Source organism: Desulfosporosinus shakirovi, assembly GCF_020595055.1.
In the GTDB taxonomy this organism is placed as follows: domain Bacteria; phylum Bacillota; class Desulfitobacteriia; order Desulfitobacteriales; family Desulfitobacteriaceae; genus Desulfosporosinus; species Desulfosporosinus shakirovi.
Genome location: NZ_JAJDOO010000005.1, coordinates 29,244 through 46,873, shown reverse-complemented (window position 1 = coordinate 46,873; position 17,630 = coordinate 29,244). Strand labels below are relative to the sequence as shown.

General features: G+C 40.2%; 18 protein-coding genes. 10 read left to right on the top strand and 8 right to left on the bottom strand.

Going from position 1 to position 17,630, the window contains the following annotated elements:
* The first annotated feature begins 24 nt into the window (after nucleotides 1-24).
* The 3 genes from ilvD (at nucleotide 25) to LJE72_RS06125 (ending at nucleotide 3,543) form a co-directional block, all read left to right on the top strand.
* A complete protein-coding gene (ilvD, locus tag LJE72_RS06135; RefSeq protein WP_229246743.1) occupies nucleotides 25-1,695 on the top strand; it encodes a dihydroxy-acid dehydratase in 1,671 nt (556 codons plus the stop codon).
* Between the two features lie 193 nt (nucleotides 1,696-1,888).
* Complete coding sequence (locus LJE72_RS06130; protein WP_229246742.1) at nucleotides 1,889-2,074, top strand: 4Fe-4S binding protein; 186 nt, start codon at nucleotides 1,889-1,891, stop codon at nucleotides 2,072-2,074.
* Between the two features lie 410 nt (nucleotides 2,075-2,484).
* Nucleotides 2,485-3,543 (top strand): HD-GYP domain-containing protein, encoded by a 1,059-nt coding sequence (locus LJE72_RS06125; RefSeq protein WP_229246741.1) that lies wholly within the window; start codon nucleotides 2,485-2,487, stop codon nucleotides 3,541-3,543.
* A gap of 504 nt (nucleotides 3,544-4,047) precedes the next feature.
* Here LJE72_RS06125 and LJE72_RS06120 read toward each other — a convergent pair.
* Nucleotides 4,048-4,233 (bottom strand): ferredoxin, encoded by a 186-nt coding sequence (locus tag LJE72_RS06120; RefSeq protein ID WP_229246740.1) that lies wholly within the window; start codon nucleotides 4,231-4,233, stop codon nucleotides 4,048-4,050.
* A gap of 414 nt (nucleotides 4,234-4,647) precedes the next feature.
* On the opposite strand from LJE72_RS06120, the gene LJE72_RS06115 reads away from it, so the two are divergent.
* Nucleotides 4,648-5,910, top strand: a complete 1,263-nt coding sequence (locus LJE72_RS06115) for a DUF438 domain-containing protein (RefSeq protein WP_229246739.1) — start codon at nucleotides 4,648-4,650, stop codon at nucleotides 5,908-5,910.
* 276 nt (nucleotides 5,911-6,186) lie between these two features.
* Here LJE72_RS06115 and aspD read toward each other — a convergent pair whose 3' ends face one another.
* The 4 genes from aspD to LJE72_RS06095 all read right to left on the bottom strand — a co-directional run bounded on the left by aspD (nucleotide 6,187) and on the right by LJE72_RS06095 (nucleotide 10,874).
* Nucleotides 6,187-7,845 carry an aspartate 4-decarboxylase gene (gene aspD, locus LJE72_RS06110; RefSeq protein WP_229246738.1) on the bottom strand — a complete coding sequence of 553 codons (1,659 nt, stop codon included), beginning with the start codon at nucleotides 7,843-7,845 and terminating at the stop codon, nucleotides 6,187-6,189.
* A gap of 289 nt (nucleotides 7,846-8,134) precedes the next feature.
* Nucleotides 8,135-8,944, bottom strand: coding sequence for a GDSL-type esterase/lipase family protein (locus LJE72_RS06105; RefSeq protein WP_229246737.1), 810 nt, complete (start codon nucleotides 8,942-8,944; stop codon nucleotides 8,135-8,137).
* Between the two features lie 12 nt (nucleotides 8,945-8,956).
* The gene (locus tag LJE72_RS06100) at nucleotides 8,957-9,961 is read right to left on the bottom strand and encodes an ABC transporter permease (RefSeq protein ID WP_229246736.1); all 1,005 of its coding nucleotides are present in this window, start codon (nucleotides 9,959-9,961) and stop codon (nucleotides 8,957-8,959) included.
* A complete protein-coding gene (locus LJE72_RS06095) occupies nucleotides 9,954-10,874 on the bottom strand; it encodes an ABC transporter ATP-binding protein (protein WP_229246735.1) in 921 nt (306 codons plus the stop codon). The genes LJE72_RS06100 and LJE72_RS06095 overlap by 8 nt, the downstream gene beginning before the upstream one ends.
* 282 nt (nucleotides 10,875-11,156) lie before the next feature.
* On the opposite strand from LJE72_RS06095, the gene LJE72_RS06090 reads away from it, so the two are divergent.
* Complete coding sequence (locus LJE72_RS06090; protein ID WP_229246734.1) at nucleotides 11,157-12,104, top strand: ketopantoate reductase family protein; 948 nt, start codon at nucleotides 11,157-11,159, stop codon at nucleotides 12,102-12,104.
* A 12-nt stretch (nucleotides 12,105-12,116) separates the two neighbouring features.
* Here LJE72_RS06090 and LJE72_RS06085 read toward each other — a convergent pair whose 3' ends face one another.
* Nucleotides 12,117-12,290, bottom strand: a complete 174-nt coding sequence (locus LJE72_RS06085; RefSeq protein ID WP_229246733.1) for a hypothetical protein — start codon at nucleotides 12,288-12,290, stop codon at nucleotides 12,117-12,119.
* A 300-nt stretch (nucleotides 12,291-12,590) separates the two neighbouring features.
* Between LJE72_RS06085 and LJE72_RS06080 the strand changes: the two genes are divergently transcribed.
* Both LJE72_RS06080 and LJE72_RS06075 read left to right on the top strand, forming a co-directional pair.
* Nucleotides 12,591-13,517 carry an arginine deiminase family protein gene (locus LJE72_RS06080; protein ID WP_229246732.1) on the top strand — a complete coding sequence of 309 codons (927 nt, stop codon included), beginning with the start codon at nucleotides 12,591-12,593 and terminating at the stop codon, nucleotides 13,515-13,517.
* 359 nt (nucleotides 13,518-13,876) lie between these two features.
* Nucleotides 13,877-14,896 (top strand): potassium channel protein, encoded by a 1,020-nt coding sequence (locus tag LJE72_RS06075; protein ID WP_229246731.1) that lies wholly within the window; start codon nucleotides 13,877-13,879, stop codon nucleotides 14,894-14,896.
* 109 nt (nucleotides 14,897-15,005) lie between these two features.
* Here LJE72_RS06075 and LJE72_RS06070 read toward each other — a convergent pair whose 3' ends face one another.
* Together LJE72_RS06070 and LJE72_RS06065 are read right to left on the bottom strand one after the other, a co-directional pair.
* Nucleotides 15,006-15,533, bottom strand: a complete 528-nt coding sequence (locus LJE72_RS06070) for a gamma carbonic anhydrase family protein (protein WP_229246730.1) — start codon at nucleotides 15,531-15,533, stop codon at nucleotides 15,006-15,008.
* 298 nt (nucleotides 15,534-15,831) lie between these two features.
* Nucleotides 15,832-16,158: a DUF1904 family protein gene (locus tag LJE72_RS06065; protein WP_229246729.1), complete on the bottom strand. Its 327-nt coding sequence runs from the start codon at nucleotides 16,156-16,158 to the stop codon at nucleotides 15,832-15,834.
* A 238-nt stretch (nucleotides 16,159-16,396) separates the two neighbouring features.
* Here LJE72_RS06065 and LJE72_RS06060 point away from each other — a divergent pair, with 238 nt between their 5' ends.
* Genes LJE72_RS06060 through LJE72_RS06050 form a run of 3 tightly spaced genes read left to right on the top strand, consistent with a single transcriptional unit; the run spans nucleotide 16,397 to nucleotide 17,627 of the window.
* Nucleotides 16,397-16,804: a DUF2089 domain-containing protein gene (locus LJE72_RS06060; protein ID WP_229246728.1), complete on the top strand. Its 408-nt coding sequence runs from the start codon at nucleotides 16,397-16,399 to the stop codon at nucleotides 16,802-16,804.
* A gap of 57 nt (nucleotides 16,805-16,861) precedes the next feature.
* Nucleotides 16,862-17,311, top strand: a complete 450-nt coding sequence (locus tag LJE72_RS06055; protein ID WP_229246727.1) for an SHOCT-like domain-containing protein — start codon at nucleotides 16,862-16,864, stop codon at nucleotides 17,309-17,311.
* Nucleotides 17,301-17,627 (top strand): hypothetical protein, encoded by a 327-nt coding sequence (locus LJE72_RS06050; RefSeq protein ID WP_229246726.1) that lies wholly within the window; start codon nucleotides 17,301-17,303, stop codon nucleotides 17,625-17,627. Before LJE72_RS06055 ends, LJE72_RS06050 begins: the two co-directional genes overlap by 11 nt.
* Nucleotides 17,628-17,630: the final 3 nt, after the last annotated feature.

The window sequence follows — 17,630 nt, the reverse complement described above, 5'->3', positions numbered from 1 at the left end:
GAAAAGAGAATGTGGGGATCAAGTATGAAAGACTTCAGTAAAATGAGAACTTCGAAAGAGTTGTTCGACGGAATCAAAGGGGCCTATCCGCGGGCCATGTTTAAATCTGTCGGGTATACCAAGAAGGATTTAAGCAAACCGATTATCGGTGTAGTGAGTTCATTCTCAGAGTTTCATCCGGGAAGTTACCCTAACAAGGAATTGGCTCAATTTGTTAAAAACGGTATCTGGGCGGCCGGTGGAACTCCTGTTGAATTTCATACCGTTGCTGTGTGCGATGCCATCGCACAAGGAATGGGGATGCACTATTCGTTAGCGAGCAGAGAAGTTGTGGCAGCGGAAATCGAAGTCATGGTCGGGTCAAGTGGATTTGACGGATTAGTGTTCTTGCCTTCCTGTGACAAATCACCGGTTGGAATGCTTATGGCATCTGCTCGTTTGAATATACCCACCATTTTTTTGCCTCCCGGTCCCATGCTTTCTCATCATGATGAGAAAGGTGAACAAAGGGTCATGTCAGATATCAAAGAGGCAATGGGAGCTTTCAAAAAAGGAATTATTGATGAAGCACTTTTTGAGTCGATTGAAACCGATACCTGTACTACAGTTGGTGTTTGTGGAATGATGGGTACTGGGAACACCATGGGTTGTTTAATTGAAGCCTTGGGTATGAGTCTGCCGGGAACTGCCACAACTCCCTCTGTCTATGCGGAAAAAAGGAGGCAGGCCAAAGAAACGGGCGAACGAATCGTAGAAATGGTCAAAGAAAATTTGTTGCCTAAGCAGATACTCACTAAAGAAACCCTCGACAACGGAATACACTTCCTAATGGCGATTGGTGGCTCGACCAATCTGATTCTTCATCTGCCAGCCATTGCCCATGAAGCGGGTTTCGATTTAACGCTCGACCAAATAGACGCCATATCGGCAACGACACCGGTAGTTGCTAAATACAAACCATCAAGTAAATTTACACTTTGGGATTTTTATCAAGCGGGTGGTGTTGGAGCTATTCTTGGCATAATATCACCATTGCTCCATCAAGAAGTTCTCACAGTGACTGGCCAATCGATTGCTTCCTATACTCGAGAAGTCAGGAATTGGGAGACGATCCGAACTTTAGATAACCCCTTTCAGCCTCAGGGCGGGATTGTCATTCTTAAAGGAAATCTGGCCCCTGACGGTGCAGTCATTAAAGTGAGTGGCATCAAAGATGCACCGAAGCATCAGATTGGTGTTGCGAAGGTGTTTGAATCTGAAGAAAATTTAATAGATCATATAATGAATAAAGAAATAAAACCTGGGGATGTCTTGGTGATTCGCTATGAAGGACCTGCGGGTGGTCCTGGAATGCGAGAAATGTCCATTCCAGCGGCTTTGCTGACGGGTATGGGTCTGGGTGACAGTGTGGCAATGATTACGGATGGACGGTTCTCAGGTGCGACGCGTGGATTCTGTATTGGTCACGTCTGTCCTGAGGCCTTCGTCGGCGGGCCGATTGCAATTGTCAAAGATGGCGACTTGATTGAGATTGATGTTGCCAACAAAATGCTTAATATCCAGTTAAGTGAGATTGGGATTGCTGAGCGACTGAACAGACTTCCGTCCCCTAAACCCCCTGTAACTAAAGGGTATTTAGGATTATACAGCCGAAATGTAGGACAGGCTAATAAAGGAGCAATCTTAGAAAAATAGATATGTCAATTTGCATCAAAACGCCGTACATTTTTGTGCGGTTTTTCTTTTTCTGGTTTGCAATTGCATTTAGAGATTTCATTGCTGTGAGATATCCCAGGGGTGCTATTGACAATTTAGGCCTTAAACATTATACTTTCAATATACCCCTCGGGGGTATATTGAAAGTATAATGTTAGAAGAAGGTGTATTTATGAATATCACAGTTAGCCAAAATAGATGTCCTCAAAACCATCATTGTCCTTCGATACGAGTTTGTCCGGTTGGTGCGATAAGTCAAAATGGATTTAAGGCCCCGACTATTGATCCGGAAAAATGCATTAGTTGCAAGAAATGTGTGAAATATTGTCCGATGGGAGCTATTCGAGTCACTGAATAAAGTATTTCTATTTAAGATTTGACAACGCTCAGCAGAGATGTTCAGTTATTACTAAAGGGGTTATCATTCCTGAACATCTCTGTCACTAATTTATAAATTAGACCGTTTTTAGAAGGATTTCATCCTAAGAAGGTAGAAAATATATTACACCTATAGTATTCCTTACAAAGATTTACCTAAAAAATGGAGGGCATATGTGGGGAATTGTGTACTATGGAATTAGCAAAACCCCGCAGGTAGTTGATAAGGGGATTTTTTGTTAAGCGATAAAGAAGCAATTAATATCAAAGTAGGTATAATTCTATCAAAGGTTAAAGGGTATGACGGATTTATGTCGAAATATTATAGGAATTAATATAACGTGTCGATAATTATATATAAACATATAGTCGAAGAAGAGAGGAAACAAAGTGCGAGAAGTAAGTGTCCAGCGCCTTAAAGAAGGGGATGTTCTGGCTAAGGAGATATACTCTGTAAACGGAAAAATATTACTTGGCAAAGGCGTGGTGCTCCAACCTCAATTTATAAATCGACTGAGGCAATTGGATATTCATAGTATCTATATCGAGGATGATTTGACAAGTGACATTATTATTGAAGATGTTATTTCGGATAAACACCGTTTTGATGCAATGAATGCCATAGAAAAATCATGTAAAACTATCCAAAACGGAAAGAATACAGAAATAAACATAAAAGAAGCAGTGAGCAATATCGTACAAGATATTCTCTTTCAAAAGGAAATAATGATTAGCCTCATGGACATGCGTAACATTGATAATCGAGTATACGCTCATTCCGTAAATGTCTGTGTATTATCTTGCGTTTTAGGCAAAGGACTGAGCTTGCCGGTAGACAAGCTTAATGATCTTGCTCAAGGCGCGTTGCTCCATGACGTGGGGATTGTCAATTTGCCTTCTGAGATTCTTAATAAAAGAGGTCCCCTCACGAATGAAGAAAAAGAGGTGTATCAAAATCATACCACTGAGGGCTATGATATTGTCCGCAAAAAATCACAAACTAGTATTATCATTGCACATATGGCTTATCAACATCATGAATGGACAAATGGCAAAGGCTATCCGCGAAAATTAAAGGGTGCTTCTATTCACCCTCTGGCAGAAATTGTTGCTGTAGCCGACTTCTACGATTGTCTTATTCATGGTTCACCCGGTGTTCCTCGTGTTTTACCCCATGTAGCTTGCGAAATCCTGATGGCTAATGCTGGGGTGCGTTTCCGCCATGAGTTGATTTACATCTTTTTACAACATATTGCTGCCTACCCTACAGGGTATACAGTTAAGCTTAATAATGGAGAAACCGGAGTTATTGTCGGTCAAAACAAAGGGTTGCCTACTCGTCCAATCGTACGGGTTTTTGATGGGAAGGTAAATCTTAACCAAGTAAAGGTTACTGAGTACAATCTTGTGCATGAGCGAACTCTTTTTATTGATTATATTATTGAATAGGATTTTCCAACTAATGAGTTTGTTCTTAACTCTGGGATACATGAAAAAAACGTCTAAAAGCTAACTCGAAGGAGTTAGCTTTTAGACGTTTTTATATTATTTGTATTTTGGATCGACGTTTAACATTCTTGCCTTGGTAAGGAATTGAATAGTTTCTGATCAACAGATGAATCCTCACTCAATATGGTCAAGACCTGTTCTACCATGTCAGGATCGAACTGCTTTCTAGAACAGCTTTTGATTTCTAGTACGGAAGTCAAAGTATTATCCTGTAAGTTAACATCAACATATTCGCGATAGGTGCCGTTAAGATAGGTGTAAGTATCATCCCAATAGGCCCAAGTCCATCACTGTACTTTCTAGGGAGTAATAATATTGTGAAATATGTATATTATTTCAACATCTTGCTTTAAAAACCTCTTTTTCGAATACTCCATATTACTGAAATTCAAGCAAAAGAAAAACCCTGGCTGAACGCAGGGTGAAGAGGTGGAGAATCATAGATTATTCTAAAATTATGGCTGCTGTTGGGCAACTTTTTAAGGCAGCTCTAGTCGATGCTTCAGCATCGTAAGGAACAGGATTTGTATAGGCTTCGGCAATCTCGTAGCTATTCATTCTAAATACTTGAGGACAAACAGCTTCACAGGCACCGCAGCCAATACAATCTGAACTTACGGAAGCAAACATTGATCTTGAACTCCTTTCCAGTACAGTTATTGCTAATAAGTCTAGGATAACGTGTAACAGGCTCTGTCGTCAATCTGAATTTATCCAACGTTAAGACTCCCACTTCTTGTAAGTGGGAGTAGTGCTCCCGTACTTTGCTTCGGTGACGATACTCTCCAGTGGAGAGTATCGCCGAGCCGCCTTCCCAATAGAAATACTTGGCGGCGAAGGAGATAAAGTCACCCACCGAAGTCTCGATGTTCAACTTTAGTTGAACGAGTTCACTAGAACCCGAAAGCTGGCTCTATGTTTCCCAATACAGGAGAATTAAAGTAGCGCAGAGGAAGATAAGCTAGAAATATGTATGATAAATTGTCTATTGTACATCCTTTAATGATAAAGGAAACTTTATTATTTAATTGAAGGAGATCTGTTATGAGCGAACTGATCGACAATCGAAGACAACGCAGAGAGACTCTTAAACAAATTATCCGCGACATTCACCAAAATGTTAATCCCCATGAGCTTAAGGAGCGATTCCGAGAGCTTTTATCTGATGTCGGAGCTACGGAAATTGCAGCCCTTGAACAAGAGTTAATTCAAGAAGGATTACCGGAAACAGAAATCAAAAGTCTATGTGATGTCCATGTTTCAGTGTTTAAAGATAGTTTGGATAACCAACCTAAGTCTCAAGAACAAGGAGGACACCCGATCCACACGTTTCGCAAAGAAAATCAAGCCATCGAGCGTGTAGTCCAAGCAATTCGCCCTCTTCTGGAACAACTCCAAATTATGAACCCACATGCAAACTTTGAGGACGAGCTCAAGGAATGGCAATCTCTACATCAACAGTTGTTGGAAATAGAGAAGCACTATAGTCGTAAGGAAAACATCCTCTTTCCATATTTAGAAAAGCATGGCGTAAGCGGTCCTCCAAAGGTTATGTGGGCTATTCAAGATGAGATACGGGCTCAACTTAAGCAAGTCTCTCAGGCGCTCTCGCTCCCAAAAGTTAAACTATTAGATCTGACCGAACTCATTCAAAAAACTGCGATCCCTGTTCTTCAGGCAATCGAAGATCTTATCTACAAAGAAGAAAACATAATGTTTCCTATGAGCATGGAGACCTTGACTGAGGGGGAATGGGCTGCAGTTTCAGAGCAGAGCGGAGAAATTGGCTTTGCCTTAATTCAACCCGACTTCGGCTGGATTTCTTCCGTTCCCCCCGAACCTCCTGTCGATCCTAAAGCATTTCCGGCAAATTATGGACTAAGAAATGACGGTTCCCAAAGTCTCCTTCCATTTCCAACCGGTGCTTTGACACTTGAGCAGATTAGCCTGATTTTTAACCATCTCCCGATTGATATTACATTTGTAGATGAGAAACATAACGTGCGTTATTTTTCTTACGGCAAAGAACGTATTTTCCAACGAAGCAAGGCTATTATCGGACGAAAAGTCAGTGATTGTCACCCTCCTGACAGTGTTCACATTGTCAATAAAATCGTGGGTGATTTTAAAAGCGGGAAACGGAATTCCGCTGAATTCTGGATACACATGGACGGTAAGTTCGTCTTAATTCAATACTTTGCTCTCCATGATCCTGACGGGACTTATCGCGGAACAATTGAAGTGACTCAGGATATCCAAAAAATGCAAAACCTTAAAGGGGATAAACGCATTTATTCGGAGGAATAGACAATAAACAGCTACTTTGCTTTGGCAAAGTAGCTGTTTATTGATCTTGGAAATTGGTTTACTAAGTGGCTCTCGTTAATGGTTTGGAAAATAAATACTTTATCCGTGTTAGGACCTGTTCCTCTGATGGCGGATACTGTCATAGCAAAGCTAGATGTGAAATGATCGATCTAGCCTTTGCCATGTAATAAATGTTGGAATTAGGATCTCGTTTGTGAAACGTTTAAAAGGTTAAAACTTTTCGGAGCAAGATGTTGTAGCGATAGTGCTTCAGACTTAATTTTTTTGGTTCTTTGAGTCCTTGGAAGCTCTCCAAGAAATTGCATAGTCTTCAAATGTTTTTTGGACAGTTTCACCGATTATCCTATAAGCCTCATCATTCAAATTGGCAAGAGATATACGAATGGACCACTTTGGACCGCCAAACCCGATGCCGTTAAGCAACACAATTGAAGATTCCTTAGCCAAACGGAAAAGGAAGTCAGTGGGCTCATAGTTTTCTTCTAAATAGTCACAGAATTCCTTACCGTACTTAATTTTCGCCCACACCAATAAATCAATTTGACTGTAATAGGCAGCGTTGAATCTATCAGTGCTCAATTCAAGTCCAAAGCCCTCGAATAATAATTTTTGGCGATGGCGACAAATTTCCTGGGTCAACTCTTTGTAACGATTTTCATAGTCAAGCAACGCAAAAAGAGCAAATAGTCCCATTTGAACTTGCTGGGGCGTAGATAAACCTGCTGTATGGTTTAGGGCGACTTGGCGACTGTCAGCAACCATGCGATCAATAAAACGAAGTTTTTCAGGATGTAAGGTGATTGTTCCATAACGCTCCGCTAACGCAGTTGCTTTATTGTGCGGGAGATCCTTTATCAATTGATCAAAGATATTGTCTTTATGAATAGCGATGACTCCAAGACGCCAACCTGTAGCCCCAAAATACTTCGAGAACGAGTAAACCCCAAGGGTATTAAACGGTAATTCTGCCATCAGGGAACGGAAATTATCGACAAATGTTCCGTAAACATCATCTGTGATAATCATTAAGTTTGGATTGGAAATTTTTACCGTTTCTATAATGCGCTTTTTCGACTCGTTTCTGATGGCCACTGAGGGTGGGTTGCTTGGGTTAACAACATATAAGGCTTTTATACTTGGATTAGCAAGCTTATCGAGCTCAGCTGTTGTATATTGCCAAGTGTGAACCCCTCTCTCGTCCATTTCCAGAGCGTTAATTCGAATAATTTCGAAATTGTAGCGTGCTAAATGTGGAATCTCTAGATATGGGGTAAAGGTAGGTACCATGAGTGCAATCTTATCCCCAATTGACAGTAACTTATTGGCAATCAGAGAGTCAAAAATATAACACATGGCAGCGGTTCCGCCTTCAACCGCGAAGAGGTCGTATTCTCCAGGTGGGGATTCGTTATTACACATTTCCTGAATGAGATAAGCGTGAATAATTTGTTCAAGGTGTGCCAGCATACGATCTGGAACCGGATAGTTATCGCCGATGATCCCATCCACTAGTTCATGAACCCAGGCATCAGCGTCAAATCCCAGCTTTATTGTTCCATAATCAATGCTTTTCTTGAGCAAATCGACTCCGGAAGCGTGGTGATGTTTTTCTAGGTAAGCCTTAAGACGTATTGCAATTCCTTTGGTATTAGGCATGCCAGCCAAGTCGATATCTTTCCAGACGTTGCGGGTTTCTACCATAGCAAATTGACCCAGTGTAAAGAACGCTTCTCGCGGGGTTGCCGCAATCCAGTTGGGGTTGCCTCTCCCTGCATTTAACATTGACCAGATGCTTGTATCTCCGTGCTTATTGGCAAGGTCAATTAATTTGTCTTTGAGTTCAAAAGGACTTAGTTGCTTGTAAGTGTTTTCCATCTCCCAAGTAGGGGCGATATCGTTCTGAATGGCTATCATTCCTTCCGGATCTTTGTTTCAAGCAAGGTTGTTTGCGTATAAATATTCGCTTTATGATACTCTGTACTGTACTCGAAGGATTTATACACATAAAAATCCTATCCGGAATTCATGGGTATGTGAAATTACCGAAAATACAAAGAGTCGTTCTAGAAAAGGGTGGAGGCGGTCAAGGAGGTGTGAATATTTTCACTTATATTTTGTGTGAAACAGACTTCAGTAGCTAGACCATAAGTCAGGGATGTGACGAACTTGTTTTCCAAGTCTGTCACATCTCTTTTGTTTGAAACTATAATCCGGTGAGTATCGTTTCTACCGATTTACTAATTCTATAGGAGAGCGCTTGATATCCTGCGGAATTTGGATGAAGGCCATCCTGGGCGATATATTTCCCCACATTGAATTTCAGTAGGTCATGGGTTGGAATGAAGATTGCCTTTCCATCTTCTTCAACGAGTTGTTGGGTATTATAGTTCCAGGTGGTCAAAAGTCTGGCATCTTCAAGACCGGTTGCTTTTTCATAAGGATTGTAAAGACCAAGAAAAATAATCATGGAATTTGGGTTAGCGTTTCTTAGTTCTTTGAATATTAACCTTAAACTGCTCTGGTAGCTGTCTAGTCTCACTCTGAATTCATCTTCCTTAGCAAGAGTGTTCAAGGATAGGATGCTTCGGATATCATTTCCCCCGATAGAGACTAAGATAATATCCGAATCTGAGATCAGTTTATCAAGACGCTTGCTTTGGAGTTGCTCAAGAAGACCCATGCTTTCTAGTCCGTCAATTCCAGCGTTATCTAAGACGATTTCTTTAGAGGTGTTGTTTTTGAAATAATCCGGCAGATAACCAGAAAACCCCTTGCTCTTTTCATCTCCTGTTCCTTTAGCAACAGAGTCGCCCAGGATCAGTAATTGAACGGAGTTGGGATTCTTGGACGAGAGTGTGGAATCTCCAGTCGTTTGAGTCATTGGGGTTTCTCTAGATGGCTGAGGGCCGACCATAGTTGTGACGATGATTGCCTGATAGAAACCGCTGGCTAAAACTATGAAGCCTGCGCAGGCGATCACAAGAATAGAGTACCACATGCTTTTTTTAAACACCTTAATTTCTCCTTAGACCAAAATATCTTGTTTAATAAAGTAGACAAAGCTGACGAGGATCGAAGCGACAGCCCATCCCAGCAGGACAGTGATTGAAAAAAGCATCGTCATTCCTTCGATGGGCTGAAACGATCCCGATAAATAATCTGTGAGCCGTAAATTCACCATGAACATGTAGCGTGTAATCTTCCAATCTGAGAGAAAGTAGCTGATAAAATTACCCGCTACGAGGGTTGACATTATAATGCCAATCGAGGCCGCCGTACTCTTAACTAAGATTGAGATCATAAATGAGATGCTGCCTACCACCACGGCTACAAAATAAGCTAAGGAATAAACCATAAGAGTATAGCGCCACTGTGGGACATTGAGGACAGCAGAGGTATCCAATTTTCCAGCCACAAGTTTAAACCCTGTGGCCACCGGGGCTAGCCAACCTCCGAGACCAAAGAAGAGGCCAGAAATAATCACGGATAACACAAAGGCAAAAAATAGAACTATAATTTCCAGAATCATCAGGGTTAAATATTTGCTGAGTAGAATTCTCCACCTGGGAACGTTCCTGACTAGGAGCAGTTTGATCGTTCCGCTGGAGGATTCCCCAGACACCATATCTGCTGCCAACATAATTATCAGAAGAGGTAAGAACAAGAAAATCGATTGTTCCATGAATTTGGTGGTAAATTTTGCAGCAGACTGTTCCAGCGGGTTAATGTTATTGTCAAGGTTATACTGAAGTTGTTCAATTCTTACTCGGAGTGAAGATTTATCTTTCTCATCCCTGTAGGGGCTGTCAAGCCTGTTCTTCATATCGATTAACTGCTGGTCAGCCAGCCTGCGCCAGTCATCTGTTGCGGTAATTCCCATCCTTTGAGCGAGTTGGGCCTTTGTTCTTTCTGCAGTATGGTTTTGCCCATAGGCAAAGATCGAGATCAGAACGACAAGAATTGCCAAGACAAACATGAGTCGTTTCTTAGAAATCATTTTGAGGACTTCATTTTCAATTAGATTAAACAATTTGATCCCCCTCCGTAAGGCCTAAAAATAGATCTTCAAGGGTATTTTGTTTTGCTGTGCAATAGGTGAGTCCCAGACCTTCCCTAATGAAAAATTCATTAAGTTTATCAAGGGGATGCTGACCAATTTCAGCGCTGATAGTATTCGTTTTTAACTGAGTCGCTTTGATCTGCCAATGGTCCATGAGAAGCGCGATTGCTTTCTCAGGATCATTTATCTGCCATTCGACCTTATCGTCATGTTGAATGATTTCCTGAACGGTGGCTGTTTTGATGACACTTCCCTGCTTAATAATAGAGACGATATCGCACATCTGTTGGATTTCTAACAGTAAATGACTTGATACAAAGACCGTCATACCTTCCTCATAGGCCAGTTTGCGGATCAAATTTCTAAACTCAGTGATTCCTGCGGGGTCGAGTCCATTAGTAGGTTCATCGAGAATCAGAAGCTTAGGCTTGGCTATAATGGCCTGGGCGATCCCTAGACGTTGTCGCATACCCAAGGAATAGGTACTTACTTTATCATTGACTCGATGCTGGAGGCCTACCATTTCGACGACATCTTTAATCCGTTGTTGACTAATCGTTTTATTCATGGCCGCAAATTGCAGCAAGTTTTCCATGCCAGTTAAGTATTTGTACATGTCAGGACTCTCGATGATGCATCCGACATTCGACAGGGCTTTCACAAAATCATGGGCTACGGAATAGCCGCAGATTCTTACTGATCCTTCCGTCGGTTTTATCAATCCGACAATCATGCGAATCGTTGTCGTTTTTCCTGCACCATTAGGACCTAGAAAACCATAAATTTGGGAGGGATAAAGAGTTAGGTTTACCCCTTTAACAATTTCCTTGCCTTTAATTGTTTTTCTTAAGTTAGTAAGTTCCAATACTGCATTTTGTGGCATAAATTCTCCTTTTTTGATGCTTCTATTATTTGAAAGAAATATTAGGTGTGAACTATTTTCTTTATATTATAAATAAAATTCTCTTAAATAGGAAGTGAGGACTCTTATTCAAAAAATTAATTAAAATTGTATACTGTGCCGAATATACTAAGTGAATAGTGGCTGTTGATTTCTAATAAATGAAGCTATAATTAAGAAGAGACATGTTTGGAGTCTCTGTCATACTATGGGCTCCGCGACACTTAATTATCCTCTTAAACAATGTAAGATTGGAGAAAAGAAGTGAAAGTTTTAGTTATTGGCTTAGGGGCCTTGGGAACCGTGTATTCTTGCCTTTTGAGTTTAGCAGGCCACGAGGTGACGGGGCTAAGCAGACCAGCAAGTATCGAAAAGATCAAGGCAGATGGAGTAAAAATTTCTGGAATCTGGGGAGAGCATAAGGCGAAGCTCTTTAACGCAGTATCTAAAGTCTCGGAACTTAAGCGCCAGAAGTTTGAAATTATAATTGTCACCGTAAAATCATTTGTTACGGAAGAGATTGTTCAAGAAATTGTTCCGCTAGTGGGAGATAACACCTACGTATTTCTCTTTCAGAATGGATATGGAAATTTTGAGACAGCCGCCAAATCTATTGCGGAGGACAAGCTTGTTTTAGGCCGAGTCATTTTTGGGGCAGAGACCTTAGCACTTGGAGAGTCTAAGGTGACAGTTATTGCCGATGATGTGATGATTGGTTCTCCCAAAAATCTCGTTAACCCTGTGTTGCTAGAGGAGTTCGCCGAAGTATTTAGCAAAGCACTCATTCCAACAAAAGCATCTTTAGAAATCATGAACTATATCTGGGGAAAGATCATCTATAATGCAGCTCTAAATTCCTTAGGAGCAATTTTTGAGGTGAGTTATGGAAGGTTAGCCGAAGAACATGTTACTCAAGAGCTCATGAATAAGATCGTCAAAGAGATCTTTGATTTACTTCAAGCAAGAAAGATTGTGATGTTTTGGCCTGATGCTCAAACTTATCTAACAGATTTATATGGCAACTTAATACCTTCAACCTATGCTCACCATTCCTCGATGCTTCAAGATATTCAGAATGGTCGCCGAACTGAAATTGAGGCGCTGAATGGCGCAGTCGTAAAACTTGCTCATGAAGCAGGGGTCGAAGTTCCTGTAAACGAAGTCATAGTGGCTATGGTGAAAGCGAAAGAGTGCTTTAGTCTGCATTCTTGAGCTAAACTTGCATCAAAACATCTTAACCGTCAGTTTGAGAGAAAAAAGAGATAATAAGCCTCTGACTCGATAGAGAACTGAAGGAAGGGGGATTAAAATGACTTTTGTTTTAGTAATCATAACGAGAGCGACATCCTCACGCTGTTCAAGGGCCTGTGATAATCTTTGGATTACAAGGTTATTCAAATTCTACACCTCTCTGAAATCATAGACGATTATTACAATTGATTCCCTAGAATTTAAAGGTTGCGACTTTGTTGGTTAAAATTGTATGTATGATAAACGTTCTTTTGTATAACCTTTATGATATATAGAAAGCTCTGTTAAGGAGGTTAGTTCTGAGTGAAGTTATAGACTGTTATTACTATTATATAGACAATTCAGAGAAACTATCAAGCACAATATGCCAGACCTAAAGATTAATAATAGAGTTAAAAAGGTGATTCTGAAGCCTTTTAACAGAAAGCTTAGGATAGGTGTTAAAGTATGACAAAAATAAAATCAGAGTTTGGAAGCGAAAAACTGGCACGCTTAAAGAAAGTTTTGTTGCATAACCCGGCCGAGTCCCTATCTTCTATTACCCTATCGAATTATAAGTATCATTTGTTCAATAATGTCCCGCAGGTAGATCAGTATTTAAAGGAGCACGAACAATATACTCAGTTGTTAAAAGCGCATGATGTAGAGGTGTTAGAAGTTAAAAACTTTGTCCGACACACAAAAGACTTATTACCTAAACTCCCGAATTTAGCATACCTTAATGATGTTGCAGTGGTGACGAGCAAAGGGGCTATTTTATCGAAAATGTGTCTAGGTACCAGAGCCGGTGAGGAAAGGGTAGTGAAGGAAGTTTTAATTGCCCTTAATATCCCAATTTTTCATGAGTTTGAAGATAATGAAGAGTTCGAAGGTTGCTTGGCTTTGTCTCCCCTAATATTGATCATTGTGGATACTGAACGACTTAAAGCTAGTACCATAGAAGGGTTTTTGGCGAAAGCCCTGGAAATTTTTGAAGAAGTTATTTATATTAAGGCACCCCAGGAACGTCGATTCATGCATGCGGATATGATTTTAAATCGAGTTAGTGAGGATTTGGCAATATTTTTCCCTCCGGCTATTCTGCAGACGTACTTGATTACCAAACACAAACGTGTAGAAATTGATATCCAGAAATATTTAGGTAAGAAGAATATTGAACTTATAGGAATAACTGATGTTGAGCAACAAAATTGGGGTTGTAGTTTCGTTACCTTAGAACCAAAAGTCATTATTCACTATGATATAGCATTAAGTAATCAGACTAAAAAGAGCTTGCATGAGCGCGGAGTCCAAATTATTGAATTTCACCCCCAAGCTCTGTTAGCTGGTGGCGGAAGTCTGCGCTGTCTCACCTTAAGATTATGGCGTGCTTAGCTTAGGCTAAATTTAATGGTTTTGAGAGGGTCCTACAGGGGCGTGTACAGAAAAGAGGGGACAGTCGTGGTATTTTAAATATCACACTGTTCCCCTCTTTTCCGTACCTATTTCAGTAAGTGGGTGGTTATTATATTAGTCACTGGCAGTTAGCGCTGAATTAAAGGAGAAATATTAACTTGTGTAGAAGTTATAGTCCTAGTTTCTTGAGTTGAGAAAGATCTAAACTTACAAAAAAATGCAGATTTAATAAGATTGAGGCTTATCCAATCTTTCAGTCTTTCTTAGATTGTAATAAAAAATAAAAAATCTTATCAACAGAATTGAAATCACAATTTATTTGGAAGGAGGAAAGCTCTTTGCACTTTGTTTTACTTCGCTTATCAATAAAATTATTAAAAATGAAGAATACAGCACTTGCGTTTGGATTTCTTGCTTTTGTACTGACGGTATCAACATTTGCTTATTTGATTGAGCCTGAGACATTTGAGACTTGGTTCAATTCACTGTATTTTGTTTTAACAACGATGTCGACTGTTGGTTACGGAGATTATTCTCCAAATACATTTCCAGGAAAAGTGCTTACTATCTTCATTTATGTATTTGGCATTGGTTTGTTAAGTTTAGTAATTGGTAAGATTATTGATGCTGTTGCAGATTTTCATAGGAGAAGGGAGGCAGGCCAATTGAAGTTTCAAGGTAAAAACCACATTATCGTAATTAATTGGAGTAAAAAGGCACAATATGCGATAGAAGAAATTTTGTCTACGGACTCGAATATTGAGGTTGTAATTATTGATGAGATTAACAAACATCCTTACGATAAACCCAAAGTTTATTTTATTAGCGGTGACCCAAGTTCCCTCGATATACTTGAACAAGCAGAGATTAAGAATGCTCGTTCAGCAATCATTTTTGCCGATGCAAGAATTGATGAGCCTTCTCTTGTTGATGGAAAATCATTGCTTTTAGCTTCAACTATCGAGAGTTTAGCTCCGAATGTTCATACCACAGTTGAAATTATGATGGAAAAACATATTCAAAACTTCAAACATGTTAAAGTTAATGATTTCGTTCTCTCCCACGATGCTGTATCAAGATTGGCTGTAAGGTCAGCACTTAATGAAGGAAGCTTGGATATTTTCACGCAATTATTAAGTCGCCAAAGAGGTGCTGACGTATATCAAACAACTCTAAGACCCGAGTGGAAAACATATGAGGATGCTTTTTTGGCACTTATTAAGCAAGGAGCCACCTTAATATCAAACAAGGGTGATATGACAATAAACACTAAGCTAAGTGAACCCATTCCAACGGATGCGAAATTATTTGTAATATGTGATGATGAAGTATCCCAAAAGATTAACAACATGTTATGAAATTTTTCCAAGCATTAAATTGCGTTCGAAAGATATTGTCGAAATCACTGCAAACCATGCTATCAGGACGAGTGGAATTTTGCTCGTTATTTTAGAGCCCTCAGAGCCGCTAATCCGGTATTCTTTGCATTCCGATTTTTAAGTATTTTGCAGCTAGATCGACGTAAACCTGTTTTCCCCATGTCCACATTTTAAGGTCTTTATCTTCTAGTTCCCTAACCACTTTGGCTGGATTGCCGGCAACTACGACGTTTTCAGGGATAACCTGATTCTGTTTTATGACTGCACCCTCTGCTACAATAGATTTTGCACCAACTTTCGCTCCGAGACTGACAATTGCCCCCATCCCAATCACGGCCCAATCAGCTATATCGTCAGAATGAATGATTGCTCCATGGCCAAACGTAACTCTGTTTCCAATTTTGCTTAGCCCTTCGGGGCGAATGTGGATTATGACACCTTCTTCGACAGCAGTCTCTGAGCCAATTTCGATCCTGCCATAATCCCCGCGCAGAATTGCACCATGCCCAATATAACAGTTCTCTCCGATTTTGACATTTCCGATCACTATTGCAGTTTCGCTTACATATGTTCCCGTCCCGATTTGGGGAGTATGACCATCAAAAGCATAAATCAATTAAACCGCTCCTCATCAACGCGGCCGGCGATTTTTTGCCAGGCCGCGCCTCTTTTTATACCAGACCATCATGCGCTAACTACATTTTCACCTTGTCACTGCAAGAGTTCCCAATCTACCTGACGCCAAGCATTAGAAATAATCATCTTGAATGGGCAAAATTTTAGCAATAATCAGACACTTTAATATTTTATCAAACTACTCATGTTTTTTATGTCGTTTTATGGTGAAGCTATTGCGGAGGTCTTTGGCTTTGGGGATATATTAATTATTAATTATAAGTTATAACCTAAAAAAATCAGTAATGCTCTCCATTTTCATAATAGCGGGGTTTCTCCAAGATCGTGAACATAATATCGACGCTGGGGCAACCAGCTTCATTGATTAATTTGCTGATGCTTTGAGCCACTTGATCTTGAATCTCTTGCCCTCGGTCAAACCAAGCGATCTCGACAAAAGGATAACTTGTTGCAACTTCCCCCTCTAGGACAAAGGTTGAGTGAATCATTTCAAGGGTAAAGTCGTTCTTTGGAGATTGTGTCACTATTGTCAGTTCATTGATCAGCCGGGTGCTTAGTTTCCGTATCATGTCTATCTCGATTCCACGGATCTTAATTTGGGGCATTATAATCCCTCCATAATATTTGATGATTCATCATAATGCACTAGTCTCTCCGGAGCCCAGCTGTATTATGATTACTCGAACGATATGCTCAATTATACTGCATAGAGGACAACTCTCCTAAATATTAATAATATTAATCAACACATTAAATATATTAAATAAATAATTGACATAATTAATATATTGATTTATTATATTGAGAGAAGTGGAATAATAATATGACGCAGAGGTGATATCTTTGTCTTATCAGATGCCCCATCAGTGTCCAGTGTGCAATCATGAAATGAAGATTAGTAAGCTTACTTGTACATACTGTTCTACTAAAATCGAAGGGGAGTTTAGTTCGTGTAAGTTTTGTCGGTTGCCTGGAGAACAGTTAATTTTTATGGAGGCATTTATTAAGTGCCGAGGGAATATCAAAGAGGTGGAAAAAGAGTTGAGTATTTCTTATCCGACGGTACGCAGTCGCTTGGACAGTGTTATTGAGGCGCTTGGATACGGAGTAGATAAGGAAAAAGACGCTGAGAATGGAAAAGGGAACTCCTCTGAGGAGAGTTTGCGCCGACAGGAGATACTAGAAGCTCTTGAGCGGGGAGAAATATCAGCCCAAGAAGCTACACGACAGATGAGGGAAAGTAATAAGTAACACTTTAAGGCTATAGTAAGTTTTGAAAGCCCAATTGTGTTGAAAGGAGAGTTGTTAATGAATAGTGAAAAGGTGAAAATTCTCGAGATGATTCAAGAAGGGAAGCTGACGGCCGCAGAAGGTATGGATTTACTTAAGGCGGTTGAGGAGGGGAATTCCCATAAGGAGGCCTCGCAGATATCTGAGAATATGTTTATTAAAAAAGACATATTGTTGGGAGGAGAACGCTTCTTGCGGGTTCGAGTAGTTGGTGAGAAAACGTTGAAGGTGAATGTGAATGTCCCTTTAAGTCTGATACATTCTGCTTCCAAACTTGTGGTTTATGCAATGAGTTTTATTCCAGCAGACAAGCGCGCGGAGTTGGAGATGAAGGGCCTTGATTTACATGACATAGATGTGGAGGGACTTGCACGTATAATTGAAGAAAGCCTTGATGGTAAAATCGTAGACGTGGAAGTTGCTGATCCTGTAGAGGGAAGAATCAAGGTGGAAGTGTATGTGGACTAAAACAGCCATGCTGTTAATAGTCCAAGTTAAAACTCAAAAGCATAGGAGATTTACATTGCCGTTACCTGTTTGGGTTGTAGACGAGTTCTTCATGGCGCTTACCGATTTAGCTTTGGTTGGGGAAAAAGTTATAAAACATATGCCACTTCCTCGAGATGAGAAGGATCGAAAACATTTGAATTGGGTTAAAACATTTTCTCCGAGTGGAATTATCTCTGTGGCCCATGCCGTCAGCAAAGATTTACGGAAATATAAAGGGCTGGATGTCGTCGATGTTAAGTCAGGAGATATTCAGGTTAAAATTAGCTTAAGGTGAACG

Bases quoted from the DNA above. Each gene is read 5' to 3' on its own strand.
- aspD (WP_229246738.1), bottom strand. From the start codon at position 7,845: ATGATAGCCATTCAGAACGATATCGCCCCTACTTGGGAGATGGAAAAC.
- LJE72_RS06120 (WP_229246740.1), bottom strand. From the start codon at position 4,233: ATGTTTGCTTCCGTAAGTTCAGATTGTATTGGCTGCGGTGCCTGTGAA.
- LJE72_RS06130 (WP_229246742.1), top strand. From the start codon at position 1,889: ATGAATATCACAGTTAGCCAAAATAGATGTCCTCAAAACCATCATTGT.
- LJE72_RS06080 (WP_229246732.1), top strand. From the start codon at position 12,591: ATGACAAAAATAAAATCAGAGTTTGGAAGCGAAAAACTGGCACGCTTA.
- ilvD (WP_229246743.1), top strand. From the start codon at position 25: ATGAAAGACTTCAGTAAAATGAGAACTTCGAAAGAGTTGTTCGACGGA.
- LJE72_RS06095 (WP_229246735.1), bottom strand. From the start codon at position 10,874: ATGCCACAAAATGCAGTATTGGAACTTACTAACTTAAGAAAAACAATT.
- LJE72_RS06065 (WP_229246729.1), bottom strand. From the start codon at position 16,158: ATGCCCCAAATTAAGATCCGTGGAATCGAGATAGACATGATACGGAAA.
- LJE72_RS06050 (WP_229246726.1), top strand. From the start codon at position 17,301: ATGTGGACTAAAACAGCCATGCTGTTAATAGTCCAAGTTAAAACTCAA.
- LJE72_RS06115 (WP_229246739.1), top strand. From the start codon at position 4,648: ATGAGCGAACTGATCGACAATCGAAGACAACGCAGAGAGACTCTTAAA.
- LJE72_RS06055 (WP_229246727.1), top strand. From the start codon at position 16,862: ATGAATAGTGAAAAGGTGAAAATTCTCGAGATGATTCAAGAAGGGAAG.